15 protein-coding genes are annotated in these 19,481 nt (G+C 60.4%); 12 read left to right on the top strand and 3 right to left on the bottom strand.

The window, feature by feature from the left end; translation table 11 throughout:
- Positions 1-100: 100 nt before the first annotated feature.
- From CFBP5499_RS15590 to CFBP5499_RS15565, 6 genes are all read left to right on the top strand, one after another.
- Positions 101-1,024 (top strand): LysR family transcriptional regulator, encoded by a 924-nt coding sequence (locus CFBP5499_RS15590; RefSeq protein ID WP_080829973.1) that lies wholly within the window; start codon positions 101-103, stop codon positions 1,022-1,024.
- 116 nt (positions 1,025-1,140) lie between these two features.
- Positions 1,141-1,620: a formate dehydrogenase subunit gamma gene (locus tag CFBP5499_RS15585; protein ID WP_080829974.1), complete on the top strand. Its 480-nt coding sequence runs from the start codon at positions 1,141-1,143 to the stop codon at positions 1,618-1,620.
- Positions 1,617-3,173 (top strand): formate dehydrogenase beta subunit, encoded by a 1,557-nt coding sequence (locus CFBP5499_RS15580; protein ID WP_080829975.1) that lies wholly within the window; start codon positions 1,617-1,619, stop codon positions 3,171-3,173. The genes CFBP5499_RS15585 and CFBP5499_RS15580 overlap by 4 nt, the downstream gene beginning before the upstream one ends.
- Positions 3,174-3,177: 4 nt before the next feature.
- Entirely contained in the window at positions 3,178-6,060 is a 2,883-nt protein-coding gene (fdhF, locus tag CFBP5499_RS15575; RefSeq protein WP_080829976.1) for a formate dehydrogenase subunit alpha, read from the top strand.
- Between the two features lie 74 nt (positions 6,061-6,134).
- Positions 6,135-6,479: a formate dehydrogenase subunit delta gene (locus CFBP5499_RS15570; protein WP_080829977.1), complete on the top strand. Its 345-nt coding sequence runs from the start codon at positions 6,135-6,137 to the stop codon at positions 6,477-6,479.
- A gap of 114 nt (positions 6,480-6,593) precedes the next feature.
- Positions 6,594-8,246 carry an OFA family MFS transporter gene (locus CFBP5499_RS15565; RefSeq protein WP_080830250.1) on the top strand — a complete coding sequence of 551 codons (1,653 nt, stop codon included), beginning with the start codon at positions 6,594-6,596 and terminating at the stop codon, positions 8,244-8,246.
- 192 nt (positions 8,247-8,438) lie between these two features.
- On the opposite strand, the gene CFBP5499_RS15560 is transcribed toward CFBP5499_RS15565, so the two are convergent.
- The 3 genes from CFBP5499_RS15560 to CFBP5499_RS15550 are packed head-to-tail and all read right to left on the bottom strand — an operon-like array spanning position 8,439 to position 11,023.
- Entirely contained in the window at positions 8,439-9,335 is an 897-nt protein-coding gene (locus CFBP5499_RS15560) for a dihydrodipicolinate synthase family protein (RefSeq protein WP_080829978.1), read from the bottom strand.
- 29 nt (positions 9,336-9,364) lie between these two features.
- Positions 9,365-10,246 (bottom strand): SMP-30/gluconolactonase/LRE family protein, encoded by an 882-nt coding sequence (locus CFBP5499_RS15555; RefSeq protein ID WP_080829979.1) that lies wholly within the window; start codon positions 10,244-10,246, stop codon positions 9,365-9,367.
- Between the two features lie 57 nt (positions 10,247-10,303).
- Positions 10,304-11,023, bottom strand: a complete 720-nt coding sequence (locus tag CFBP5499_RS15550) for a FadR/GntR family transcriptional regulator (protein WP_080829980.1) — start codon at positions 11,021-11,023, stop codon at positions 10,304-10,306.
- Positions 11,024-11,325: 302 nt separating this feature from the next.
- On the opposite strand from CFBP5499_RS15550, the gene CFBP5499_RS15545 reads away from it, so the two are divergent.
- From CFBP5499_RS15545 to CFBP5499_RS15520, 6 genes are all read left to right on the top strand, one after another.
- Complete coding sequence (locus CFBP5499_RS15545; protein ID WP_080829981.1) at positions 11,326-13,275, top strand: ABC transporter substrate-binding protein; 1,950 nt, start codon at positions 11,326-11,328, stop codon at positions 13,273-13,275.
- Between the two features lie 120 nt (positions 13,276-13,395).
- Complete coding sequence (locus CFBP5499_RS15540; protein WP_137066339.1) at positions 13,396-14,382, top strand: ABC transporter permease; 987 nt, start codon at positions 13,396-13,398, stop codon at positions 14,380-14,382.
- A 9-nt stretch (positions 14,383-14,391) separates the two neighbouring features.
- Positions 14,392-15,516 carry an ABC transporter permease gene (locus tag CFBP5499_RS15535; RefSeq protein WP_080829982.1) on the top strand — a complete coding sequence of 375 codons (1,125 nt, stop codon included), beginning with the start codon at positions 14,392-14,394 and terminating at the stop codon, positions 15,514-15,516.
- A gap of 8 nt (positions 15,517-15,524) precedes the next feature.
- Complete coding sequence (locus CFBP5499_RS15530; RefSeq protein WP_175416797.1) at positions 15,525-17,249, top strand: ABC transporter ATP-binding protein; 1,725 nt, start codon at positions 15,525-15,527, stop codon at positions 17,247-17,249.
- A gap of 43 nt (positions 17,250-17,292) precedes the next feature.
- On the top strand, positions 17,293-18,480 hold the full coding sequence (locus tag CFBP5499_RS15525; RefSeq protein ID WP_080829983.1) for a galactarate dehydratase: 1,188 nt from the start codon (positions 17,293-17,295) through the stop codon (positions 18,478-18,480).
- Positions 18,467-19,345, top strand: a complete 879-nt coding sequence (locus tag CFBP5499_RS15520) for an aldose 1-epimerase (RefSeq protein WP_080829984.1) — start codon at positions 18,467-18,469, stop codon at positions 19,343-19,345. The genes CFBP5499_RS15525 and CFBP5499_RS15520 overlap by 14 nt, the downstream gene beginning before the upstream one ends.
- The last annotated feature ends 136 nt before the right edge of the window (positions 19,346-19,481 follow it).

Here is a 19,481-nt window from a genome sequence, read left to right as displayed (position 1 = left end):
CTTGCAGGAAAATGCCGGCAGCCATTTGCGGGCGCTGCCGCCACGTTCTAGTGTTCTCCCGCGCGCACCCGTCAAGTGATCGCGCCGCGGGGGAGAGCGTATGATCGACAAGCTGGAATTTTTCATTGCATTGGCGCGGGCGGAACATTTCGGCCGGGCGGCGGAGGAGTGTGGTGTCTCCCAGCCCAGCCTGTCGGCCGCAATCCGGCAATTGGAAGATCAGCTGGGTGTCGTTCTCGTGGTGCGTGCGGCCCGTTATCAGGGGCTGACACCGGAGGGCCAGCGTGTGCTGGAATGGGCGCGCCGTATCGTTGGCGATACCCGCACCATGCGTGAGGAAATGCGGGCAGCCCGCAAGGGGCTTGCCGGACATATTCGCCTTGCCGTCATTCCGACCGCGCTTGCAATGGTGCCGCGATTGACGGAATCCTTTCAGGCGCGCCATCCCGATGTCACCTTTTCCGTAACCTCACGCACCTCGCTTCAGGTGCTGGGGCAGATCGAAAATCTCGAGATCGACGCGGGAATCAGTTATCTCGACAACGAACCCCTGGGGCGAGTGACCACCGTGCCGCTCTATTCCGAGCGCTATCACCTCATCACGGCAGGTGGAACGCCGCTCGCCGATCAGGAAAGCGTTACCTGGAAGCAGGTTTCGGGTCTTAGGTTATGCCTATTGACGCCGGATATGCAGAACCGCCGCATCATCAATAAACACATGGCAGAGGCGGGTGTGGAGGCAAAGCCGACACTGGAATCCAACTCCATGATCGTGCTCTTTTCCCATATCAGAACCGGACAATGGGCTTCAATAATGCCGCGCAACCTTGCGGAATCATTCGGTTTTCCAAAGCAGATAAAGATAATTCCGATCACCGAGCCGGACGCCGAACATCTGGTGGGCCTGATTGCCACGCACCGGGAACCGCACACGCCGCTCGTCTCGGCGCTGCTTCATGAGGCCCGCCTGCGCGCAGCTGAAAAAGCGTTTGATAGGAATTTCCTATCAAACGACGGAAACTGATTATTGACCTGATCCTGCCGATCTCGCCATTCTTTCAGCCAATGCGGGGCTGCGACGGGATTTCACCATATCCCGCTCGTCATTCCTTGCCCCTGTCGGTTTGGGAGGACTGGCTTATGAATATCAGAGCGGTTGCCGCAGATGAGGCGACCCGTGTTTCCGCTGTCATCGACGATTTTCTCCATCTGGAGGGGCCTTTGCTGCCCATCCTGCACGCCGTGCAGGAAGAATTCGGCTACATCCCGGAAAGCGCCAAGCAGATCATCGCGTCTGCGCTGAACATATCGCGCGCGGAAGTTCATGGCGTTGTCACCTTCTATCCCGATTTTCGCGATCATCCCCACGGCCGACACGTCTTAAAGCTCTGTCGCGCCGAGGCTTGCCAGTCGATGGGTGGCGAGCCTCTTGCGGAAACCATCAAAAGTCGCCTCGGTCTCGATTGGCATGAAACCGCGCCTGACGGTTCCGTCACGCTGGAACCGGTTTTCTGTCTCGGGCTCTGCGCGCAGGCGCCGGCCCTGATGCTTGATGGTGAGGTCCATGCGAGACTGGACGAAGACTGTCTTGGCGACATTCTGACGGAGGCGCGCCGATGAGTGTCACCGTTTTTGTTCCCGGCGATTCCGCCGCACTTGCCGTCGGCGCAGACCGTGTTGCCGAAGCCATTGCCCGAGAGGCGGCAAGCCGCAACCTCGACGTCCATATTGTCCGCAACGGTTCGCGTGGCATGCTCTGGCTCGAAGTGCTGGTGGAAGTGCGCACCGCGCATGGCCGTATTGCCTACGGGCCGGTAAAGGCCGCCGATGTCACGTCGCTATTCGATGCGGATTTTCTTGCCGGTGGTGAACATCGTCTCTGTCTTGGGCCGACGAAGGACATTCCATTCCTGAAGAACCAGACGCGTCTGACCTTCGCCCGGTGCGGCGTGACCGATCCGCTTTCGCTTGAGGATTACCGCGCCTATCAGGGCATGAAGGGCCTCGAGAAAGCGGTCGCCATGGCGCCGCTCTCCATCGTCGCGCAGGTCACCGAAAGCGGCCTGCGTGGACGCGGCGGTGCGGGCTTCCCGACCGGTATCAAATGGAAGACCGTTGCGGATGCGGTGGCAGACCAGAAATATATCGTCTGCAATGCCGATGAGGGCGACAGCGGCACTTTCGCCGACCGCATGATCATGGAAGGCGACCCCTTTGTGCTGATCGAAGGCATGGCGATTGCCGGGCTTGCCGTTGGCGCGACGAAGGGCTTCATCTATACCCGTTCGGAATATCCCTACGCCATCAAGGTCATGGAAAAGGCGATCGAGATCGCAAGGCGTGAGGGCATTCTTGGAACCTCCGTCCTCGGCTCCGGCCGCGCTTTCGACATGGAAGTGCGCATGGGCGCCGGCGCCTATGTCTGCGGCGAGGAGACCTCGCTTCTCAACAGTCTGGAAGGCAAGCGTGGCACGGTGCGCGCCAAACCGCCGCTGCCGGCATTGCAGGGCCTGTTCGGCAAGCCGACCGTCGTCAACAACGTGATTTCGCTGGCTTCCATCCCGGTCATCATGGATCGCGGCGCCGCTTTCTATCGCGATTTCGGTGTCGGCCGTTCGCATGGCACCATCCCCATCCAGCTTGCCGGAAACATCAGATATGGCGGGCTTTACGAGACTGCCTTTGGCTTATCCCTCGGGCAACTGGTGAATGATATCGGTGGCGGCACGATCACCGGCCGCCCGGTCAAGGCGGTGCAGGTGGGCGGTCCGCTCGGCGCTTACTTCCCCGTGTCGCTGTTCGACACGATCTTCGACTACGAGGCTTTTACCGCAGCGGGCGGCCTCATCGGCCATGCCGGTATCGTGGTTTTCGATGACACGGCAGACATGATGCATCAGGCCCGGTTCGCGCTGGAATTCTGCGCCGTCGAAAGTTGCGGCAAATGCACGCCCTGCCGCATCGGCTCGACGCGTGGGGTCGAGACTGTCGACAAGATCGCGCTCGGCATCGAGCGGGAGAAAAACACGGCGCTGCTCGAAGATCTCTGCGACACGATGAAATTTGGCTCGCTCTGCGCGTTGGGCGGTTTCACGCCCTATCCCGTCATGAGCGCGCTCAGACATTTCCCTGATGATTTTGCCCCCATCCAACGTGTTGAAGCGGCGGAGTAAGACCATGGCCCTTGTAACCGAATTCGACTACGGCACCCCGAAATCCAACGCGACGGATATGGTGACGCTCACTATCGATGGTCGGCAGGTGACCGTTGCGGCGGGAACCTCGATCATGCGCGCCTCGCGCGAAGCTGGCATCGATGTGCCGAAACTCTGCGCCACCGACATGGTGGATGCTTTCGGCTCCTGTCGCCTCTGTCTTATCGAGGTGGAGGGCCGCAATGGCACCCCCGCCTCCTGCACTACGCCGGTTGCTGCCGGTCTTGTCGTGCATACACAGACCGAGCGGCTGAAGCAGATCCGCAAGGGCGTGATGGAGCTTTATATCTCCGACCACCCGCTAGACTGTCTGACCTGCGCCGCCAATGGCGATTGCGAATTGCAGGACATGGCGGGCGCGGTCGGCCTTCGCGATGTGCGTTATGGCTATGAGGGCGACAATCACGTCAAGTCCCGCACCGGGGAGGGCGATCTCAATGCCCGCTGGATGCCGAAGGACGAAAGCAATCCGTATTTCACCTATGATCCGTCCAAATGCATCGTCTGTTCCCGCTGCGTCCGCGCCTGCGAGGAAGTGCAGGGCACCTTTGCGCTGACGATCGAAGGCCGTGGTTTCGAGAGCCGCGTGTCGCCCGGCGCGCACGAGGCGTTTCTCGATTCCGACTGCGTTTCCTGCGGCGCCTGCGTGCAGGCCTGTCCGACCGCGACGCTCACCGAAAAATCGGTGATCGAGATCGGCCAGCCGGAACATTCGATGGTGACCACCTGCGCCTATTGCGGCGTCGGTTGCTCCTTCAAGGCGGAAATGCGTGGCGAAGAGCTGGTGCGCATGGTGCCGTGGAAGGACGGGCAGGCGAACCGTGGCCATTCCTGCGTCAAAGGCCGTTTTGCATATGGTTACGCGACCCACAGGGATCGTATTCTCAACCCGATGATCCGCGAGAACATCGGCGATCCTTGGCGGGAAGTGAGCTGGGATGCGGCCTTTGCCTATGTCGCTTCGGAGTTTCGGCGCATTCAGGGCAAGTATGGCCGGGAATCCATCGGTGGCATCACCTCGTCCCGCTGCACGAACGAAGAAACCTTCCTCGTCCAGAAACTCATCCGTGCCGGCTTCGGCAATAACAATGTCGATACCTGCGCCCGTGTTTGCCATTCGCCGACGGGTTATGGACTTGGTCAGGCTTTCGGCACCTCCGCCGGTACGCAGAATTTCGACAGCGTCGAGGAATCCGACGTGGTGCTGGTCATCGGCGCCAATCCGACCGATGGCCATCCGGTGTTCGGCTCGCGGTTGAAGAAGCGGTTGCGCCAGGGTGCTAAACTGATCGTCATCGATCCGCGCCGTATCGATCTCGTGCGCACGCCGCATGTGGAGGCGGCTTTCCACCTGCCGCTGAAGCCCGGAACCAACGTTGCGGTGCTGACGGCGCTGGCGCATGTGATCGTCACCGAAGGGCTGTTCAACGAGGCCTTCATTCGCGAGCGCTGCGACTGGTCGGAATTCGAAGACTGGGCAGCCTTCGTGGCCGAGCCACAGCACAGCCCGGAAGAAACCGAAAGCTACACCGGCGTTCCAGCGGAAGAATTGCGCGGCGCGGCCCGGCTTTATGCCAAGGGTGGCAATGGCGCGATCTATTACGGTCTTGGTGTCACCGAACACAGCCAGGGTTCGACCACGGTCATGGCGATCGCCAATCTCGCCATGGTCACGGGAAACATCGGCCGCCCCGGTGTTGGCGTCAATCCGCTGCGCGGTCAGAACAATGTGCAGGGGTCCTGCGACATGGGGTCTTTCCCGCACGAGCTGCCGGGCTATCGCCATATCTCCGACGATGCGACACGCGATGTGTTCGAGAAACTCTGGGGCGTGAAGCTCAACAACGAACCGGGGTTGCGTATCCCCAACATGCTGGACGCCGCCGTCGATGGCAGCTTCAAGGGCATCTACATTCAGGGCGAGGACATTCTCCAGTCCGATCCGGACACCAAACATGTGTCCGCCGGCCTTGCCGCCATGGAATGTGTTGTGGTGCATGACCTCTTCCTGAACGAGACGGCGAATTATGCGCATGTGTTCCTGCCGGGTTCCACCTTCCTCGAAAAGGATGGCACCTTCACCAATGCTGAGCGCCGCATCAACCGCGTGCGCAAGGTCATGTCGCCGAAGAACGGTTATGCCGACTGGGAAGTGACCCAGAAGCTGGCGCAGGCCATGGGCCTTGCCTGGAACTACACACATCCCTCCGAGATCATGGACGAAATCGCGGCAACGACCCCAAGCTTCGCCAGCGTTTCCTACGCCTATCTGGAAGAGAAGGGTTCGGTGCAGTGGCCCTGCAACGAAAAATTCCCAGAGGGTTCGCCGATCATGCATGTGGATGGTTTCGTGCGTGGCAAGGGCAAGTTCATCCGCACCGAATATGTGGCGACGGATGAACGCACCGGTCCGCGTTTCCCGCTGCTGCTCACCACCGGCCGCATCCTGTCGCAATATAATGTCGGCGCGCAGACACGCCGCACCGAGAACGTGGTCTGGCATGAGGAGGATCGTCTGGAAATCCATCCGCACGATGCCGAACAGCGCGGCGTGAAGGACGGCGACTGGATCAAGCTCGTCAGCCGGTCGGGAGACACGACGCTCCGAGCGCTGATCACCGATCGTGTCGCGCCGGGCGTGGTCTATACCACCTTCCATCATCCCGGCACGCAGGCGAACGTCATCACCACCGACTTCTCCGACTGGGCGACAAACTGCCCGGAATACAAGGTGACGGCGGTTCAGGTCTCGCCCTCCAATGGGCCGACGGAATGGCAGGAAGAATATGATGCGCTCGCGCGTCAGTCCCGCCGGATCGCCGGCAAGCTCGAAGCTGCGGAATAATCGCTGGCCGGGCCTGGTCCCGGCCTTCTCATTCACGGAGGCGTTGGCCGAGGAGCTGGCGCGGGGAGTAGGCCATGTTGCTCAATCACACGGATGAAAAGCTGGTGAGGATGGCGAACCAGATCGCGACGTTTTTCCTGTCGCAGGCGGAAGATATTCGTGTGGACGGCGTTGCCACGCATATCAACAAGTTCTGGGAACCGCGCATGCGTCGCCGCTTCTTCGAGATGGTGGATGCCGGCGCGGGCGATTTCTTGCCGCTCGTGCTTGCGGCGTCCAGAGAGATTAGAAGACCCGATGCGCCGGCAACCGATGCCGTGGGGCTCGGCGACGATGCCAAGGGCGCGCCGGGCGGGAAGGGACCAATTGCGGGCGAATCCCTTTCGGAGCCGAGCGTGCCGGAAACGACGCGCGCGTGATCCGGGCGAAAGCCGATAAAGCTTGTCGCCGCACGGAGGACGTTCGGCGGTATTGATATTCGCCTGGCGGGGCGAATGGAAAATGTCCTGACATCCACGAGGGAGGAAATGTCGATGGCAGTAGCAGACGCAACGGCGGGAGAGGTGGCGCAAGCCGGGTTTCTGGACCGCGAACGAATAATCGCAAGACCGGGTTTCAATCGTTGGCTGGTGCCGCCGGCAGCTCTGGCCATCCATCTATGCATCGGCATGGCCTATGGTTTCAGCGTGTTCTGGCTACCGCTGACGAAAGCACTGCCGGCGACCGATCCGAGCTGCTCCGGCCTGACCCTGATGGGCGCGCTATTCACCACGCAGTGCAACTGGCGCGTGGCTGATCTCGGCTGGATTTATACGCTGTTCTTCGTGCTACTCGGCTGCTCGGCAGCCATCTGGGGCGGCTGGCTGGAACGGGTGGGACCCCGCAAGGCGGGCTTCGTCTCCGCCTGCTGCTGGTGCGGCGGCATTCTGGTGGCCGCAATCGGCGTCGCCACCCATCAGCTCTGGCTGATGTGGCTTGGTGCTGGCGTCATCGGCGGCATCGGCCTCGGCCTCGGTTACATCTCGCCGGTTTCCACCCTGATCAAGTGGTTCCCGGACCGTCGCGGCATGGCGACAGGCATGGCTATCATGGGCTTCGGCGGTGGTGCGATGATCGGTGCGCCCCTCGCCAATTTGCTGATGAATACCTTCAAGACCGAAGCGTCTATTGGTGTCTGGCAGACCTTCGTCGTCATGGCGCTGGTCTATTTCGCCTTCATGATGGCGGGCGCCTTCGGTTACCGTATTCCCCCGGCCGGCTGGCGTCCGGAAGGCTGGACGGCGCCGGCGGCCAAGAGCGCGATGATCACCACCCGTCACGTCCACCTGCGTGATGCGCACAAGACCCCGCAGTTCTGGCTGATCTGGGCGGTTCTCTGCCTCAACGTTTCGGCCGGCATCGGCGTCATCGGAATGGCCTCGCCCATGCTGCAGGAAATCTTCGCCGGTTCGCTGATCGGCCTGCCGGGTGTCGGTTTCGCCGATCTCGATGCGGGACAGAAGGCGCAGATTGCGGCGATCGCGGCAGGTTTCACCGGGCTCCTGTCCCTGTTCAACATCGGCGGCCGTTTCTTCTGGGCGTCGATGTCCGACAAGATTGGTCGTAAGAACACCTATTTCTGCTTCTTCGTTCTCGGCATCATTCTTTATGCGCTGGCACCGACGCTGGCGACGATGGGCAACAAGGCGCTCTTCGTGCTCGCCTTCGGCATCATCCTCTCCATGTATGGCGGTGGTTTCGCGACCATTCCCGCCTATCTCGCCGATATTTTCGGCACGCAGTTCGTGGGGGCAATTCACGGCCGCCTGCTGACGGCATGGGCGACGGCCGGCATCGCCGGACCCGTGGTCGTCAACTATATCCGCGAGGCACAGATCGCGGCGGGCGTTGCTCCGGGGCCTGCGCTCTATACCAGCACGATGTATATTCTGGCGGGCATGCTGGCGATTGGTCTGGTGGCCAATGCGTTTGTGCGGCCGCTATCGGACAAGTGGTTCATGCCGGACGCGGAAGTGGCGGCGCTTCAGGCAAAGACCGCCGCCGCCAATGCCGGCCCCACAGGTTCCTTCGGCATCGGCCGCGGCGGGCTGGATGCCAAGTCGGCTCTTGCCTGGGCTGCCGTTGGCATTCCGCTTCTCTGGGGCGTGTGGGTCACGGTGAAGAGCAGCCTTGCGCTGTTCGGCTGAGCCTCCGTCACGGCTCGTGCAGCATTGATGCGCGATCAGAAAGAATATGCCGGCTGATGGCCGGCATATTACATGACCGGAGCGCAAGACAGGGGCGGTTTGGACCATGTTGCATCGACCGCATTCGCTAACAACTCCGGTCTTGGCGCAGGTTTAAAGCCAATCGCAGAAAGCTTGCCGTTGAGGCTTCCATCAACGCCAGGTGGCAAGCAGCCCTTCAAGTGTCGCGCGATCTTCTTTGTCCAGACGCGCAAGCCCCGGCGCGCGCACCGGGCCAACCTCAAGCCCCAGAATTTCCATGGCTTCCTTCACTACGGTCACATTGGCGCCGTTGCGATATCTGGTCCGCAGCCGTTCGAACAATTCGATCTTTTCAACGATCTTCCGTGCGGCCGGGAAATCGCCTGATGTCAGGGCGTCATGAACCTGCAGGGAAAATTGCGGTGCGACATTGACGAGACCCGAGGTGAAACCGCGTGCGCCGGCGGCGGAAAAGGCCGGCGCCCAGCTTTCCGCCAGGCCGCAGACATAGAGCGCGCCGTTCGGATCGGAGGCGGCTATCGCGCGCGACAGAAGCATGATGTCCGTCGTCGCGAACTTGATGCCCGCAACATTCGGGTGGCTGGACAGCCTCACCATGTCATCGACCGAAAAACCGTCCGCGCGGACATAAGCAACCAGCGGCAATTCGCTGCCCTCCGCCAGACCGATAAAATAGTCGATCTGCGATTGCGGGGCTGCAAAAGGGTCGACCGGCTGATGTGACATGACGGCGGACGCGCCCATCTCTTTCGCCTGGCGGGCCATAGACAGCGCCTCCCGCTGCGAGCGGCCGATTGCCGCCGTGACCGGGGCCTTCCCGTTGACACCTTTTATCGCGGCCTCATAGACCGTCAGAATTTCTGCGGGCGTCAGGGCGTAGAATTCGCCGGTATTGCCCGCCGCGACGATATTGTGGATGCCTGCCTTGGCAACGCGGGCGTAAACCTCGGCGGTGACACCAGCGTCCACTTCGCCGCCTGCATCATAAGCCGTCACGGGAACGCCGGAAATGCCCTGCAGCGCCTGGCGAAAATCGAATGTCGTCATCAATTTGTTCCTCAAGGTAGAAGGGCGTCTCAGATGGAGAATTTGTGAACCGGTGTGCCCGCGACAGGGGCGTCGAATGACACGAGCGTTCCTGCGGTGGTAATTCCGTTCGTTTCCGTCACGAGACTGGTGAGATAGATCGTTTTGAGGTCCGGACCGCCGAAACATGGCATGGTCGGCCCCTTGAACGGCAACCTGTAGACCTCGAACAACTCTCCATCCGGTGAAAAGCGGTTGAGGCGGCCCGCCTGAACGCCGGCGCTCCAGTAACAGCCTTCGTTATCGGTCGCCGCGCCATCCGGCCTGCCTTCGTCGGGGGCAAAATCATGGAGGCGTTCGGCGGGGCCAAGCTTGCCGGTGGCGGCATCGAAATCGAAAGCCTGATACATGAGGCCGCTGCTGTCGGAATGATACATCCGCTTTCCATCCGGGCTCCAGGCAAGGCCGTTGGATGTCAGCATGTCGCCATCGATGATGCGCTCTACCGCCCCGTCAGGAGCAACACGGTAGAGACGCGCATTGCCTGTCGGCACGGCGGCCTCGTCGCGGGTTCCCACCCAGAAATGGCCGTCCGGACCGACCTTGCCGTCATTGAGGCGGCTGTCGGCCCGTCCTTCATCCGGGTCGCACAGAAGTTCGAGCTTACCGGTGGCCGGATCGAGAAGGTGCACGCCGGTTTTGAGGCCAGCCACGATCATGCCGTTGTCGCAAAGCCCGAGACAACCCACCTGCGCGGGCACATCGTATCTGTCCAGCTTTCCACTCTGCGAGAGGCAGAAAATGGCGGGGGCGAGAATATCGACGAACCACAGGTCGCCGGTTCGCTCATCCCAGGCCGGCGATTCGCCGACCTTCAAGGGAATATCGATCAGGGAACGGAGCTTCGGTTCTATTATGCGCGGCTGGCTCACTGGTTCCTCTCCCTCATCGTCCTCTGTAATGCTGTCTTCGAAGTTGCAGGACGCGGCCTAACTGCCGACGCCCTGAAACATGCGGGCGCGGGCCTTTAATATGTGGTCTTTCATTGCGTCATGCGCGGCCTGCTCCTGCCGCGCAAAAATCGCCTCAACGATTGCGGTATGTTCGTTCTGCACCTCGCGCACATGCTGCGGCGTCCGTTTGAGGCTGAGGCTGCGTGTCACCGATTGACCGATGGCGAAATGAGGTTTGAACCAGATCCGCACGGTGATGTGGAACTGGTTATGGCTCGCCTTCGCGATGGCTTCGTGCAGGGCAAAGTCTTCCTCCGCACCGAGTTCGGTGCGCTCCAGACACTGTTCCAGTGCTGTAATCGCCTGCTCGATGCGCAACTTGTCGGCTGGTTGCCAGTTGCGCGCCGCAAGCTCGGCGGCTGCAGATTCGAGGCCGGACCGGAATTCGAAAAACCGCTGTACGTCAGCAAGCGAGCCGACAGGGACCTGCTGCAACACGGACGAATCCGGCTGCTGGCGCACATAGGAGCCCGATCCCTTCTGGGATACGATGAGTCCATCGTTTCGCAGCCGCTCCAGCGCTTCACGCACAACTGGCCGGGATGCGCCGAATAACGACGCCAGATTCTGTTCCGATGGCAACCGCTCGTTTACGGGAAACCGCCCGTCCGAAATCATGCCCACGATCTTTTCGTAGATGATGTCGCTCAGCCGAGTCTCGCCTCGAGCGGCGGCAGATGCGGTTTGATTGTCCATCAGCAGCCCTTTCGTTGCAAATCGCTGAAGTTAATGGATTTTCCTGCATTTCAATCGCAACAGAAATACGGGGGTTTTTGTGAGCGAGAGCACGGTCGTGCCGATTTTTTCTTCAGTCCTGATCCTGAAAACCGGTCTACGAATAAAAAATATGTAAAAATCTGTCAATACTTGTAATCATCTGAAAACGCCCATATGGTCTGCCCCTGCCGATGGAGGATCGGTGCGCTGGCTGGCCGGGAGGGCTGTCGCGGTACAGTGAGAACTGTTTCGCTGCCGGTGATTTTTTGGGAGGATTATCGATGCGCGATGGCGATGCATTTTCACAGGGCGTGACGCGCCGAACCTTCATGGCGGGGCTTGGGGGCGTCGCTGCCCTTTCCGTCATCGGGACCTCGGCCAGGGCTGCCACCGGCAAGGAGGCCCCGGCACTTGAGGCACTGGTAAAGGACGGCAAATTGCCGCCCTTAGCAGAGCGCCTGCCGAAAAATCCGATGGTGGTGACACCGCATGAAAAGATCGGCACCTATGGCGGCACATTGCGTCGCGGTCTGCGCGGCTCGTCGGACCATAACGGCATCCTGCGCATGGTCGGCAATCAGGGGCTGGTGCGCTGGAACATGGACTTCACCGAGGTTCTGCCGAACCTGGCTGAAAAATGGGAAGTCAACGACGACGCCTCGCAGTTCACCTTCCATCTGTTGCAGGGCGCAAAATGGTCTGACGGACATCCCTTCACCGCAGATGACGTTGTGTTCGCCATAGAGGACTGCATCAAGAACAAGGAGCTTTACAGCGCAACCCCGGCGCAGCTTTCCGTGGCCGGCAAGGCCGTCGACGTCGAAAAGGTCGATGATTTCACGGTAAGGTTCAAATTCGCGGCACCGAATGCGCTCTATCTGGAAAACCTCGCCACGCCGCTTGGCCAGCACCCGACGCTGTTTCCCAAGCATTATTGCAGCAAGTTTCTGCCGAAATACAACACGGCGCTCGATGCCGATGTGAAGGCTGCGGGCGTCTCTAGCTGGACGGAACTGTTCCGGGCCAAGTGCGGCGACATCGAAATTCCGTCCCGCTGGTCGAATGTCGACAAGCCGACGCTCGACCCATGGGTGGTGAAGGAACCTTATTCCGGTGGCGCGACCCGAGTGGTCATGACCCGTAACCCTTACTTCTGGCAGGTTGATACCGAAGGCAACCAGCTTCCTTACATCGACGAAGTCAATTTCGGCATCTCGCAGGATGTCGAATCGCTGATGCTGAACGTCATTTCCGGCAAGATCGACATTCAGGAGCGCCATATCAGCGTTCTCGCCAACAAGCCGACGCTCTCGCAAAACATGAAAAAAGGCGATTATCGCCTGCTGACACTGGTGCCGTCTGCCTCGCAGCAGTGCCAGATCTACCTGAATATCACCCATAAAGATCCGGCAATGCGCAAGATGTTCGCCGACAAGTCGTTCCGTCAGGCGCTGTCCGTCGCGCTCAACCGGCAGGAAATCATCGACATCGTCTATTTCGGCCAGAGCGAGGGATATCAGGCCGGGCCGCGCCCGACACACCCCTGGTATAATGAAAAGCTGGCGCGCCAGTTCACCGAATATGATGTCGACAAGGCCAATGATCTTCTCGACAAGGCCGGCTACGACAAGAAGAACGGCAACGGCATCCGGTTGCGGCCTGACGGCCAGCCGATCTTCTTCTCGATCGATGTCATTCCGACGCTCTATCCCGATCTGGTCGATGCGCTGGAACTGGTGAAGGCGCAGTGGGCGCAGATCGGCGTCGATATCAAGGTCAACACCATCGAACGCGCGCTCTATTACACGCGTGGCGATGACAACGCCCATGATGCGGCTGTGTGGCCCGGCCCCGGCGGTCTCGATCCAATGCTCGACCCGCGCGATTTCTTCGCCTTCCATCCGCAGGGTTCGCGTTACGCCATCCCTTGGGCGCTCTGGTACACATCCAACGGCCAGAAGGGCGAAGAGCCGCCGGAAAGCCAGAAGAAACGCTTCAAGCTGTTTGATGAGGCGCGTTCGACGGCCGATCTTGCCAAGCGCGGCGAGAAGATGAAGGAAATCTTCGATATTGCGGCGGAAGAGTTCGAGACAATCGGCCTCTGCCTTGCGGTGGGTGGTTTCGGCATCATCCGCAACAATCTGCGCAATGTGCCGGAAACGGAGCCCGACAGCTGGTCCTGGCCCAATCCCGGCCCGGCGCTGCCGCAACAGTTCACCTTCACAAGCTGACAACGCCATATGGGCGTCGCCGCCTAAAGCGGCGACGCTTCTCAGGTTGTTTCGACCACCCACGACCCGTCTCCTCAAGGGGAGGCGGTGCGTGTTGCACAATGTGATTGCGAGAGCGACATGCTGCTTTTTATCGTAAAACGCCTGCTGTGGATGATACCGTCCCTGTTTGCCGTCAGTTTCCTTGCCTTTGTCCTGATCCAGCTGCCACCCGGCGACTATGTGACGACTTATATCGCCACCTTGGCCGCTTCCAACGAGGTCATCGACCACAATACGGCGGCGCAGCTGCGTGAACGCTTTGGCCTCGATGACCCGATGATCGTGCAATATCTGAAATGGATATGGGGCATCATCAGCCGCGGTGATTTCGGAATCTCCTTCGAGTGGCAGCAGCCGGTTTCCGGCCTCATCTGGGAGCGCATGGCGCTGACGCTGGTTCTGGCCATTGCCAGCCTTCTCGCAACATGGGCCATCGCGCTTCCGATCGGCGTCTTTTCCGCCGTGCGCAAATATTCGATCGGCGATTACCTCTTTACAGCCTTCTCCTTTTTCGGCCTTTCCATACCGTCATTCCTGTTGGCGCTGGTGCTGATGTATGTCGCGGCGGTGGAGTTCGGGGCCGATGTCGGCGGGCTATTCTCCGCGGAATATGAAACTGCGTCCTGGAGCATCGCCAAGATGATGGACCTGATGGCGCATATCTGGCTGCCGGTCGCGATCCTTGCTGTGTCTTCCACGGCCAGCCTCATCCGCGTCATGCGTGCCAATATGCTGGACGAATTGCCCAAGCCCTATGTGACCACAGCGCGTGCGAAGGGACTGTCCGAATTCAAGCTGCTGACGAAATACCCGTTGAGAATTGCGCTCAACCCGTTCATTTCCACCATTGCGTGGCTGTTGCCCAATCTTATTTCGGGCTCCGTGGTTGTCGCCATCGTCCTCAACCTGCCCACGGCCGCGCCGCTGCTTTTGCAGTCCTTGATGGCGCAGGACATGTATCTCGCCGGCGCTTTCGTGCTTCTGATCTGCGCGCTGACGCTGATCGGGTCGCTGATCAGCGACATCCTGCTTGCGCTGGTCGATCCGCGCATCCGTCTCGAATAGGAGGGCGTCATGAGCGATATCGCCGTCACCACCAATACCCGGCCGGACCGCGCCGCCGTCGCCTCGCAGTGGCAGCTCATCTGGTGGGCTTTCAAACGCCACAAGCTGGCCATGGCCGCCCTGTTCGTCACCATCGCCATGTATATCGTGGCGCTCTTGCCCGGTTTCTTCGCCATCAACGATCCGGTGCTGCAGAATGCCCGCGCCACCTTCCATCCGCCGCAGCGCGTGCATTTCATCGATACGACCGACGGTTTCTCGCTCGGACTGCACTATTATCCGCTGAAGCTGACGCGCAACCCCGAAACGCTGGCGGCCGTGTTCGTCGAAGATACGGCCAAGAAAATCCCGGTCCAGCTTTTCGGTCGCGGTTACGAATATTCCGTGTTTGGCCTGTTCACGACGGATATCCATCTGCTGGCCTCCACCGACAAGACGCGGCCGCTCTTTCTCTTCGGCGCGGATCGCCTCGGCCGCGATGTCTTCAGCCGTGTGGTGCAGGGGTCGCAGATTTCCCTTTCCATCGGTCTCGTCGGCGTGTTTTTCTCGCTGCTGCTGGGCGTCGTTCTCGGCGGTATCTCCGGTTATTACGGTGGTCGCATCGATTTCGTCATGCAGCGCGTGATCGACTTCGTCCTGTCGCTGCCCACCATTCCCATCTGGCTGGCGCTGGCCGCCGCCCTGCCGCAGGGCTGGCCGGCAACGCTTCAATACATGATGATCACCATCATCCTCTCCCTGACCGGCTGGGCGCAGCTTGCCCGCGTGGTGCGCGGTCGGTTCCTGTCGCTCAGAACCGAAGAGTTCGTGGCCGCCGCCCGGCTGGATGGCGTGCCGGAAGGACGCATCATCTTCCGCCACATGCTACCCAGTTTTTCGAGCCATATCATCGCCTCGGTCACGCTGGCCGTTCCGGCGATGATCCTTGCGGAAACCTCGCTATCGTTCCTTGGCCTTGGCCTTCAGCCGCCGACGATTTCCTGGGGCGTGCTGCTTCGCGAGGCGCAGAACATCCGCTCGATAGCAACCGCGCCGTGGCTGTTCCTGCCCGGTGTCGCTGTTGTCGTTGCCGTGATGGCGCTCAATCTGCTCGGTGACGGTCTGCGCGACGCAGCCGACCCCTATAACAAGTGAGGCCCCGGATGAGCGATATTCTCTCCATGAAGCCAACCAAGCCACTGCTCGAAGTCCGCAATCTGGTCACCGAGTTTCCGGTCAGAAACGGCATTTTCCGGGCGGTCAACGATCTGTCCTTCTCCATCGATCCCGGCAAGACGCTCTGCGTCGTTGGTGAAAGCGGCTCCGGCAAATCCGTCACCGCCCGCTCGATCCTGCAGATCATCGACAGCCCCGGCCGCATCGCGTCCGGCTCGATCATCCTCAACCGCGCCGATGGCACGTCGCTCGATCTGGCAAAGCTCGATCCGCGCAGCCGGGCCATCCGCTCGGTGCGCGGTGCTGACATCGCGATGATCTTTCAGGAGCCGATGTCGTCGCTTTCACCCGTGCACACTGTTGGAGACCAGATTACCGAGGTTCTGCGTCTGCATCTGAAAATGAGCAAGGCACAGGCGAGGGCCGAAGCAATCGAGCTGTTGCGGCAGGTGGAAATTCCCAATCCTGAAAAGGCGCTGGATCGCTACGCCTTCCAATATTCGGGCGGCATGCGCCAGCGCGCCATGATCGCCATGGCGCTCGCCTGCAAACCGCAGCTTTTGATCGCCGACGAACCGACGACGGCGCTTGATGTGACGACACAGGCCGAAATCCTCGACCTGATATCGAGGCTGCAAAAAGCGCATGGCATGGCGGTGCTGTTCATCACCCACGATATGGGTGTGGTGGCGCAGATTGCCGACGACGTGCTGGTCATGCATCATGGCGTTGCCAAGGAATATGGCACCGTGGATGAGATATTCCACAATCCGCAGGACCCCTATACTCGCATGTTGATCGGCTCGGTGCTGAAATTGGAGCAGAAAGCGGAAATCCGGCTCGCCCGCCCGCCGCTTGATCTTGCCGCAGCACCCATCCTTGAGGTGAATAACCTCTCCATGCATTTCGGTGAGATGAAGGCGCTGGACGGCGTCTCGATCAAATTGCTGCCCGGCGAGACGCTCGGCATCGTCGGCGAAAGCGGTTCCGGCAAGACCACGATGGGCCGCTCGATCATGCGCCTTTACGATCCGACCGGCGGCGAGATGCGCTATCGTCGGGCGGATGGCACGGTGGTCGATCTGGCCAAGATCGAAGGTGCCGAGCTGAAAGCCGCACGGCGTGAGTTGCGCATGGTCTTTCAGGATCCGTTCGGCTCGCTCAATCCGCGCATGACGGTGGCACAGGTGATCGGTGAGCCGTTGCTGGTCAACGGCATTGCCAGGGGCAGGGAACTGGATGAGCGTGTCTGCGCCCTGATGGAGCAGGTGGGGCTGGAGCCGGCCGGGCGTGAACGCTACCCGCACGCCTTTTCCGGCGGCCAGCGCCAACGCATCGGCATCGCCCGCGCCATAACGCTGAAGCCGCGCATCATCGTGGCGGATGAGGCGACCTCGGCGCTTGATGTTTCGGTGCGGTTCCAGGTGCTGGATCTTTTGATGCGCCTGCAGGACGAGCTGGGGCTCGCCTACATCTTCATCAGCCATGACATCGGCGTTATCCGCTACATGTGCGACCGCGTCGGGGTGATGTACCGCGGCAAGCTTGTCGAAGTGGGAGAGGCCGAAAAGGTCTGCAACGCGCCCGACCATCCCTATACGCAGGCGCTTCTTTCCGCCATTCCGCGCCCGGACCCGAGAGACAGGGATCGTACCCGAAGGTTCCGCTACGTCGAACCATCAGAGATCAAGAATGGGGCCGTCGCGCGATGACGCCGCGCCTGTTCGTTCTACTATTCATGAGGAAGACTAAAGCATGAAAATCGATCGCATGCGGGTATTCGTCACCCGCGACAAGGACCGTCCCCGCGTCATCGTCGCTCTCGATACGGATGACGGCCTGACCGGCTGGGGGGAATGTTACAATCACGGCCCCGATCTCGCCTTGCCGCCGGTTCTGGACTACCTCTACGGCTTTCTTGCCGGGCAGGATCCGACGCGGGTCGAATATCTCTACAATCTCCTTCTCCAGCAGAACCGCTTTCCGCCCGGCGCGCTCGGTCTCTCGGCCATCTCGGCGCTCGATCATTGCCTCTGGGACCTTGCCGCCAAGGCAGCGGGCGTGCCGGTTTACAAGCTGCTGGGCGGCGAAGTGCGCGACCGGGTCAAGGTCTATGCCGGTGTCTACACGGCCCCAGACGCACCGGCGGCAAAGGAAGAATTCGACCGTCTGAATGAGGACTGGGGCTTCACAGCCTTCAAGCTCAGCCCGTGGCGCGTCGATATCCACGCCCATCGCTGGGGTGAAGTGGTGCGCAGTTCGGCCGAATATTTCCGCTCGCTGCGCGAGACCGTGCGGCCAGACTACGACATCGCGTTTGATGCCCATGCCAAGATTTTCGAGCCTGCCGCCGCCCGCCAGCTTGGCAACGCGCTTGCCCCTTACGATCCGCTGTTCTTCGAGGAGCCTTTGCGCCCGGAAAACATCGAGATGTGGGGAGACCTGAAACAGGGGCTGAACTGCACGTTGGCAACGGGTGAAAGTCTCTATAATCGCAACGAGTTCCTGCGACTTCTTCAAGTGAAGGGTGCAGATATCATTCAACCCGATATCTGCGTCGTCGGCGGCATTTCGGAGATGCGCCGCATCGCCACGCTTGCGGAAGCCCACTTCGTCAGCATCGCGCCGCATAACCCGATGGGCCCGCTCGCCACCGCCGTCAACGTGCATTTCTCCGCTGCCCAGCAGAATTTCCGTATTCTCGAATACCGGCTACCGAAAGGACAGTGCTACGTTTACGGCGGCACCGATCTTGAAAAACGCGAGGATGAAACCCGCTATGTTGTCGATCCCTATCTGCCGAAGGACGGATATCTGGAACTGAGGCCGGATCGCCCCGGCTGGGGCGTCGAGATGGATGAAAAAGCCATGCAGGAAGATGGCTATATTCATTGGCAGAGACGGGTGCCGAAACGGCCCGACGGCTCCTATGCCTTTGCCTGAAACGGTTGCGATAACCTGCGGGCAGCTTTCTGCCCGCATCTGCCCCGCATGGGGCGGCAGGATGACGCATCTGCGCCACTCGGAATACGGCGATATTCTTGTGCCCACGACCGAGCCGGAATTCGAGCCGTTCAACTGGCCGAGAGCCGGTGCCTATCCGCTGTTTCCCTACCACAACCGGCTCTATGGCGGCTCGTTCGTGCATGCGGGTAGTCGCCATGATCTTCTTCCACATCCAGCCCTAGCGCCCGACGCCATGCATGGGCCGGCGCACCGCCGCCCTTGGGAGGTTTCCGATCTGTCTTCAAATCGGGTCGCGTTGGTCCTCGACTACGAGGCTGACGGGGAATGGCCATTTTCCTTCCGCGCCGAGCAGTCTTTCCTGCTTGAAGACGCTGGCCTCACCGTGGAGCTGTCGATCACCAATCTCGCGGATGTGCCCGCGCCGATGGCGCTGGGCTGGCATCCTTATCTGGCAGCCGGGCTGCGCGGCGATGCGCGGACGGACGCCAGGCTGCAATATCCTCTGGACGCGCAGAACGTGCCTACCGGCCAAGCGGCAATACCTCGCCCACAAGCTGCCATTCCGGCTGCAACGGGATACACATTGCATTTCACCGATTGGTCAAATGCCCATGTCCAATTCGACAGGTTTTCACTGCTGATCGAGGCCGATCCCGTTTTCGGCGATCTCGCCGTGCACCGCATGGATCGCTATCTCTGCCTTGAGCCCGTTTCCATGGCCGCGGGAACACTTGGTTTACCGCAGGCGCAGCGGGAAGGGCTGGGTCTCAGGATAGTAGCGCCCGGCGAGCATCTGTCGGGGCGCATCCAGCTCTCGATCGAGGACGCCGATAACAACTAGGCTCCGCGCCCGCATCGTTCCCATTCAAAAAAACGCGATGTGCCCATATTTTGAGCGCTAATTATTGTCGCTCAAAAATGAGCTTGACCTCCGCAAAAATTTCTCACCAAAATGAACCAATATAAGATTGGTTCGA

Origin of the sequence: Agrobacterium tumefaciens, assembly GCF_005221325.1 — a bacterium.
Classification (GTDB): domain Bacteria; phylum Pseudomonadota; class Alphaproteobacteria; order Rhizobiales; family Rhizobiaceae; genus Agrobacterium.
This window is presented reverse-complemented; position numbering and strand designations above follow the sequence as displayed.

Excerpts from the sequence above, each read along its gene's own strand:
- CFBP5499_RS15580 (WP_080829975.1), top strand. The coding sequence starts at position 1,617 with ATGAGTGTCACCGTTTTTGTTCCCGGCGATTCCGCCGCACTTGCCGTC.
- CFBP5499_RS15520 (WP_080829984.1), top strand. The coding sequence starts at position 18,467 with ATGCCTTTGCCTGAAACGGTTGCGATAACCTGCGGGCAGCTTTCTGCC.
- fdhF (WP_080829976.1), top strand. The coding sequence starts at position 3,178 with ATGGCCCTTGTAACCGAATTCGACTACGGCACCCCGAAATCCAACGCG.
- CFBP5499_RS15585 (WP_080829974.1), top strand. The coding sequence starts at position 1,141 with ATGAATATCAGAGCGGTTGCCGCAGATGAGGCGACCCGTGTTTCCGCT.
- CFBP5499_RS15560 (WP_080829978.1), bottom strand. The coding sequence starts at position 9,335 with ATGACGACATTCGATTTTCGCCAGGCGCTGCAGGGCATTTCCGGCGTT.
- CFBP5499_RS15535 (WP_080829982.1), top strand. The coding sequence starts at position 14,392 with ATGAGCGATATCGCCGTCACCACCAATACCCGGCCGGACCGCGCCGCC.
- CFBP5499_RS15540 (WP_137066339.1), top strand. The coding sequence starts at position 13,396 with ATGCTGCTTTTTATCGTAAAACGCCTGCTGTGGATGATACCGTCCCTG.
- CFBP5499_RS15530 (WP_175416797.1), top strand. The coding sequence starts at position 15,525 with ATGAGCGATATTCTCTCCATGAAGCCAACCAAGCCACTGCTCGAAGTC.
- CFBP5499_RS15525 (WP_080829983.1), top strand. The coding sequence starts at position 17,293 with ATGAAAATCGATCGCATGCGGGTATTCGTCACCCGCGACAAGGACCGT.
- CFBP5499_RS15565 (WP_080830250.1), top strand. The coding sequence starts at position 6,594 with ATGGCAGTAGCAGACGCAACGGCGGGAGAGGTGGCGCAAGCCGGGTTT.
- CFBP5499_RS15545 (WP_080829981.1), top strand. The coding sequence starts at position 11,326 with ATGCGCGATGGCGATGCATTTTCACAGGGCGTGACGCGCCGAACCTTC.
- CFBP5499_RS15550 (WP_080829980.1), bottom strand. The coding sequence starts at position 11,023 with ATGGACAATCAAACCGCATCTGCCGCCGCTCGAGGCGAGACTCGGCTG.
- CFBP5499_RS15590 (WP_080829973.1), top strand. The coding sequence starts at position 101 with ATGATCGACAAGCTGGAATTTTTCATTGCATTGGCGCGGGCGGAACAT.
- CFBP5499_RS15570 (WP_080829977.1), top strand. The coding sequence starts at position 6,135 with ATGTTGCTCAATCACACGGATGAAAAGCTGGTGAGGATGGCGAACCAG.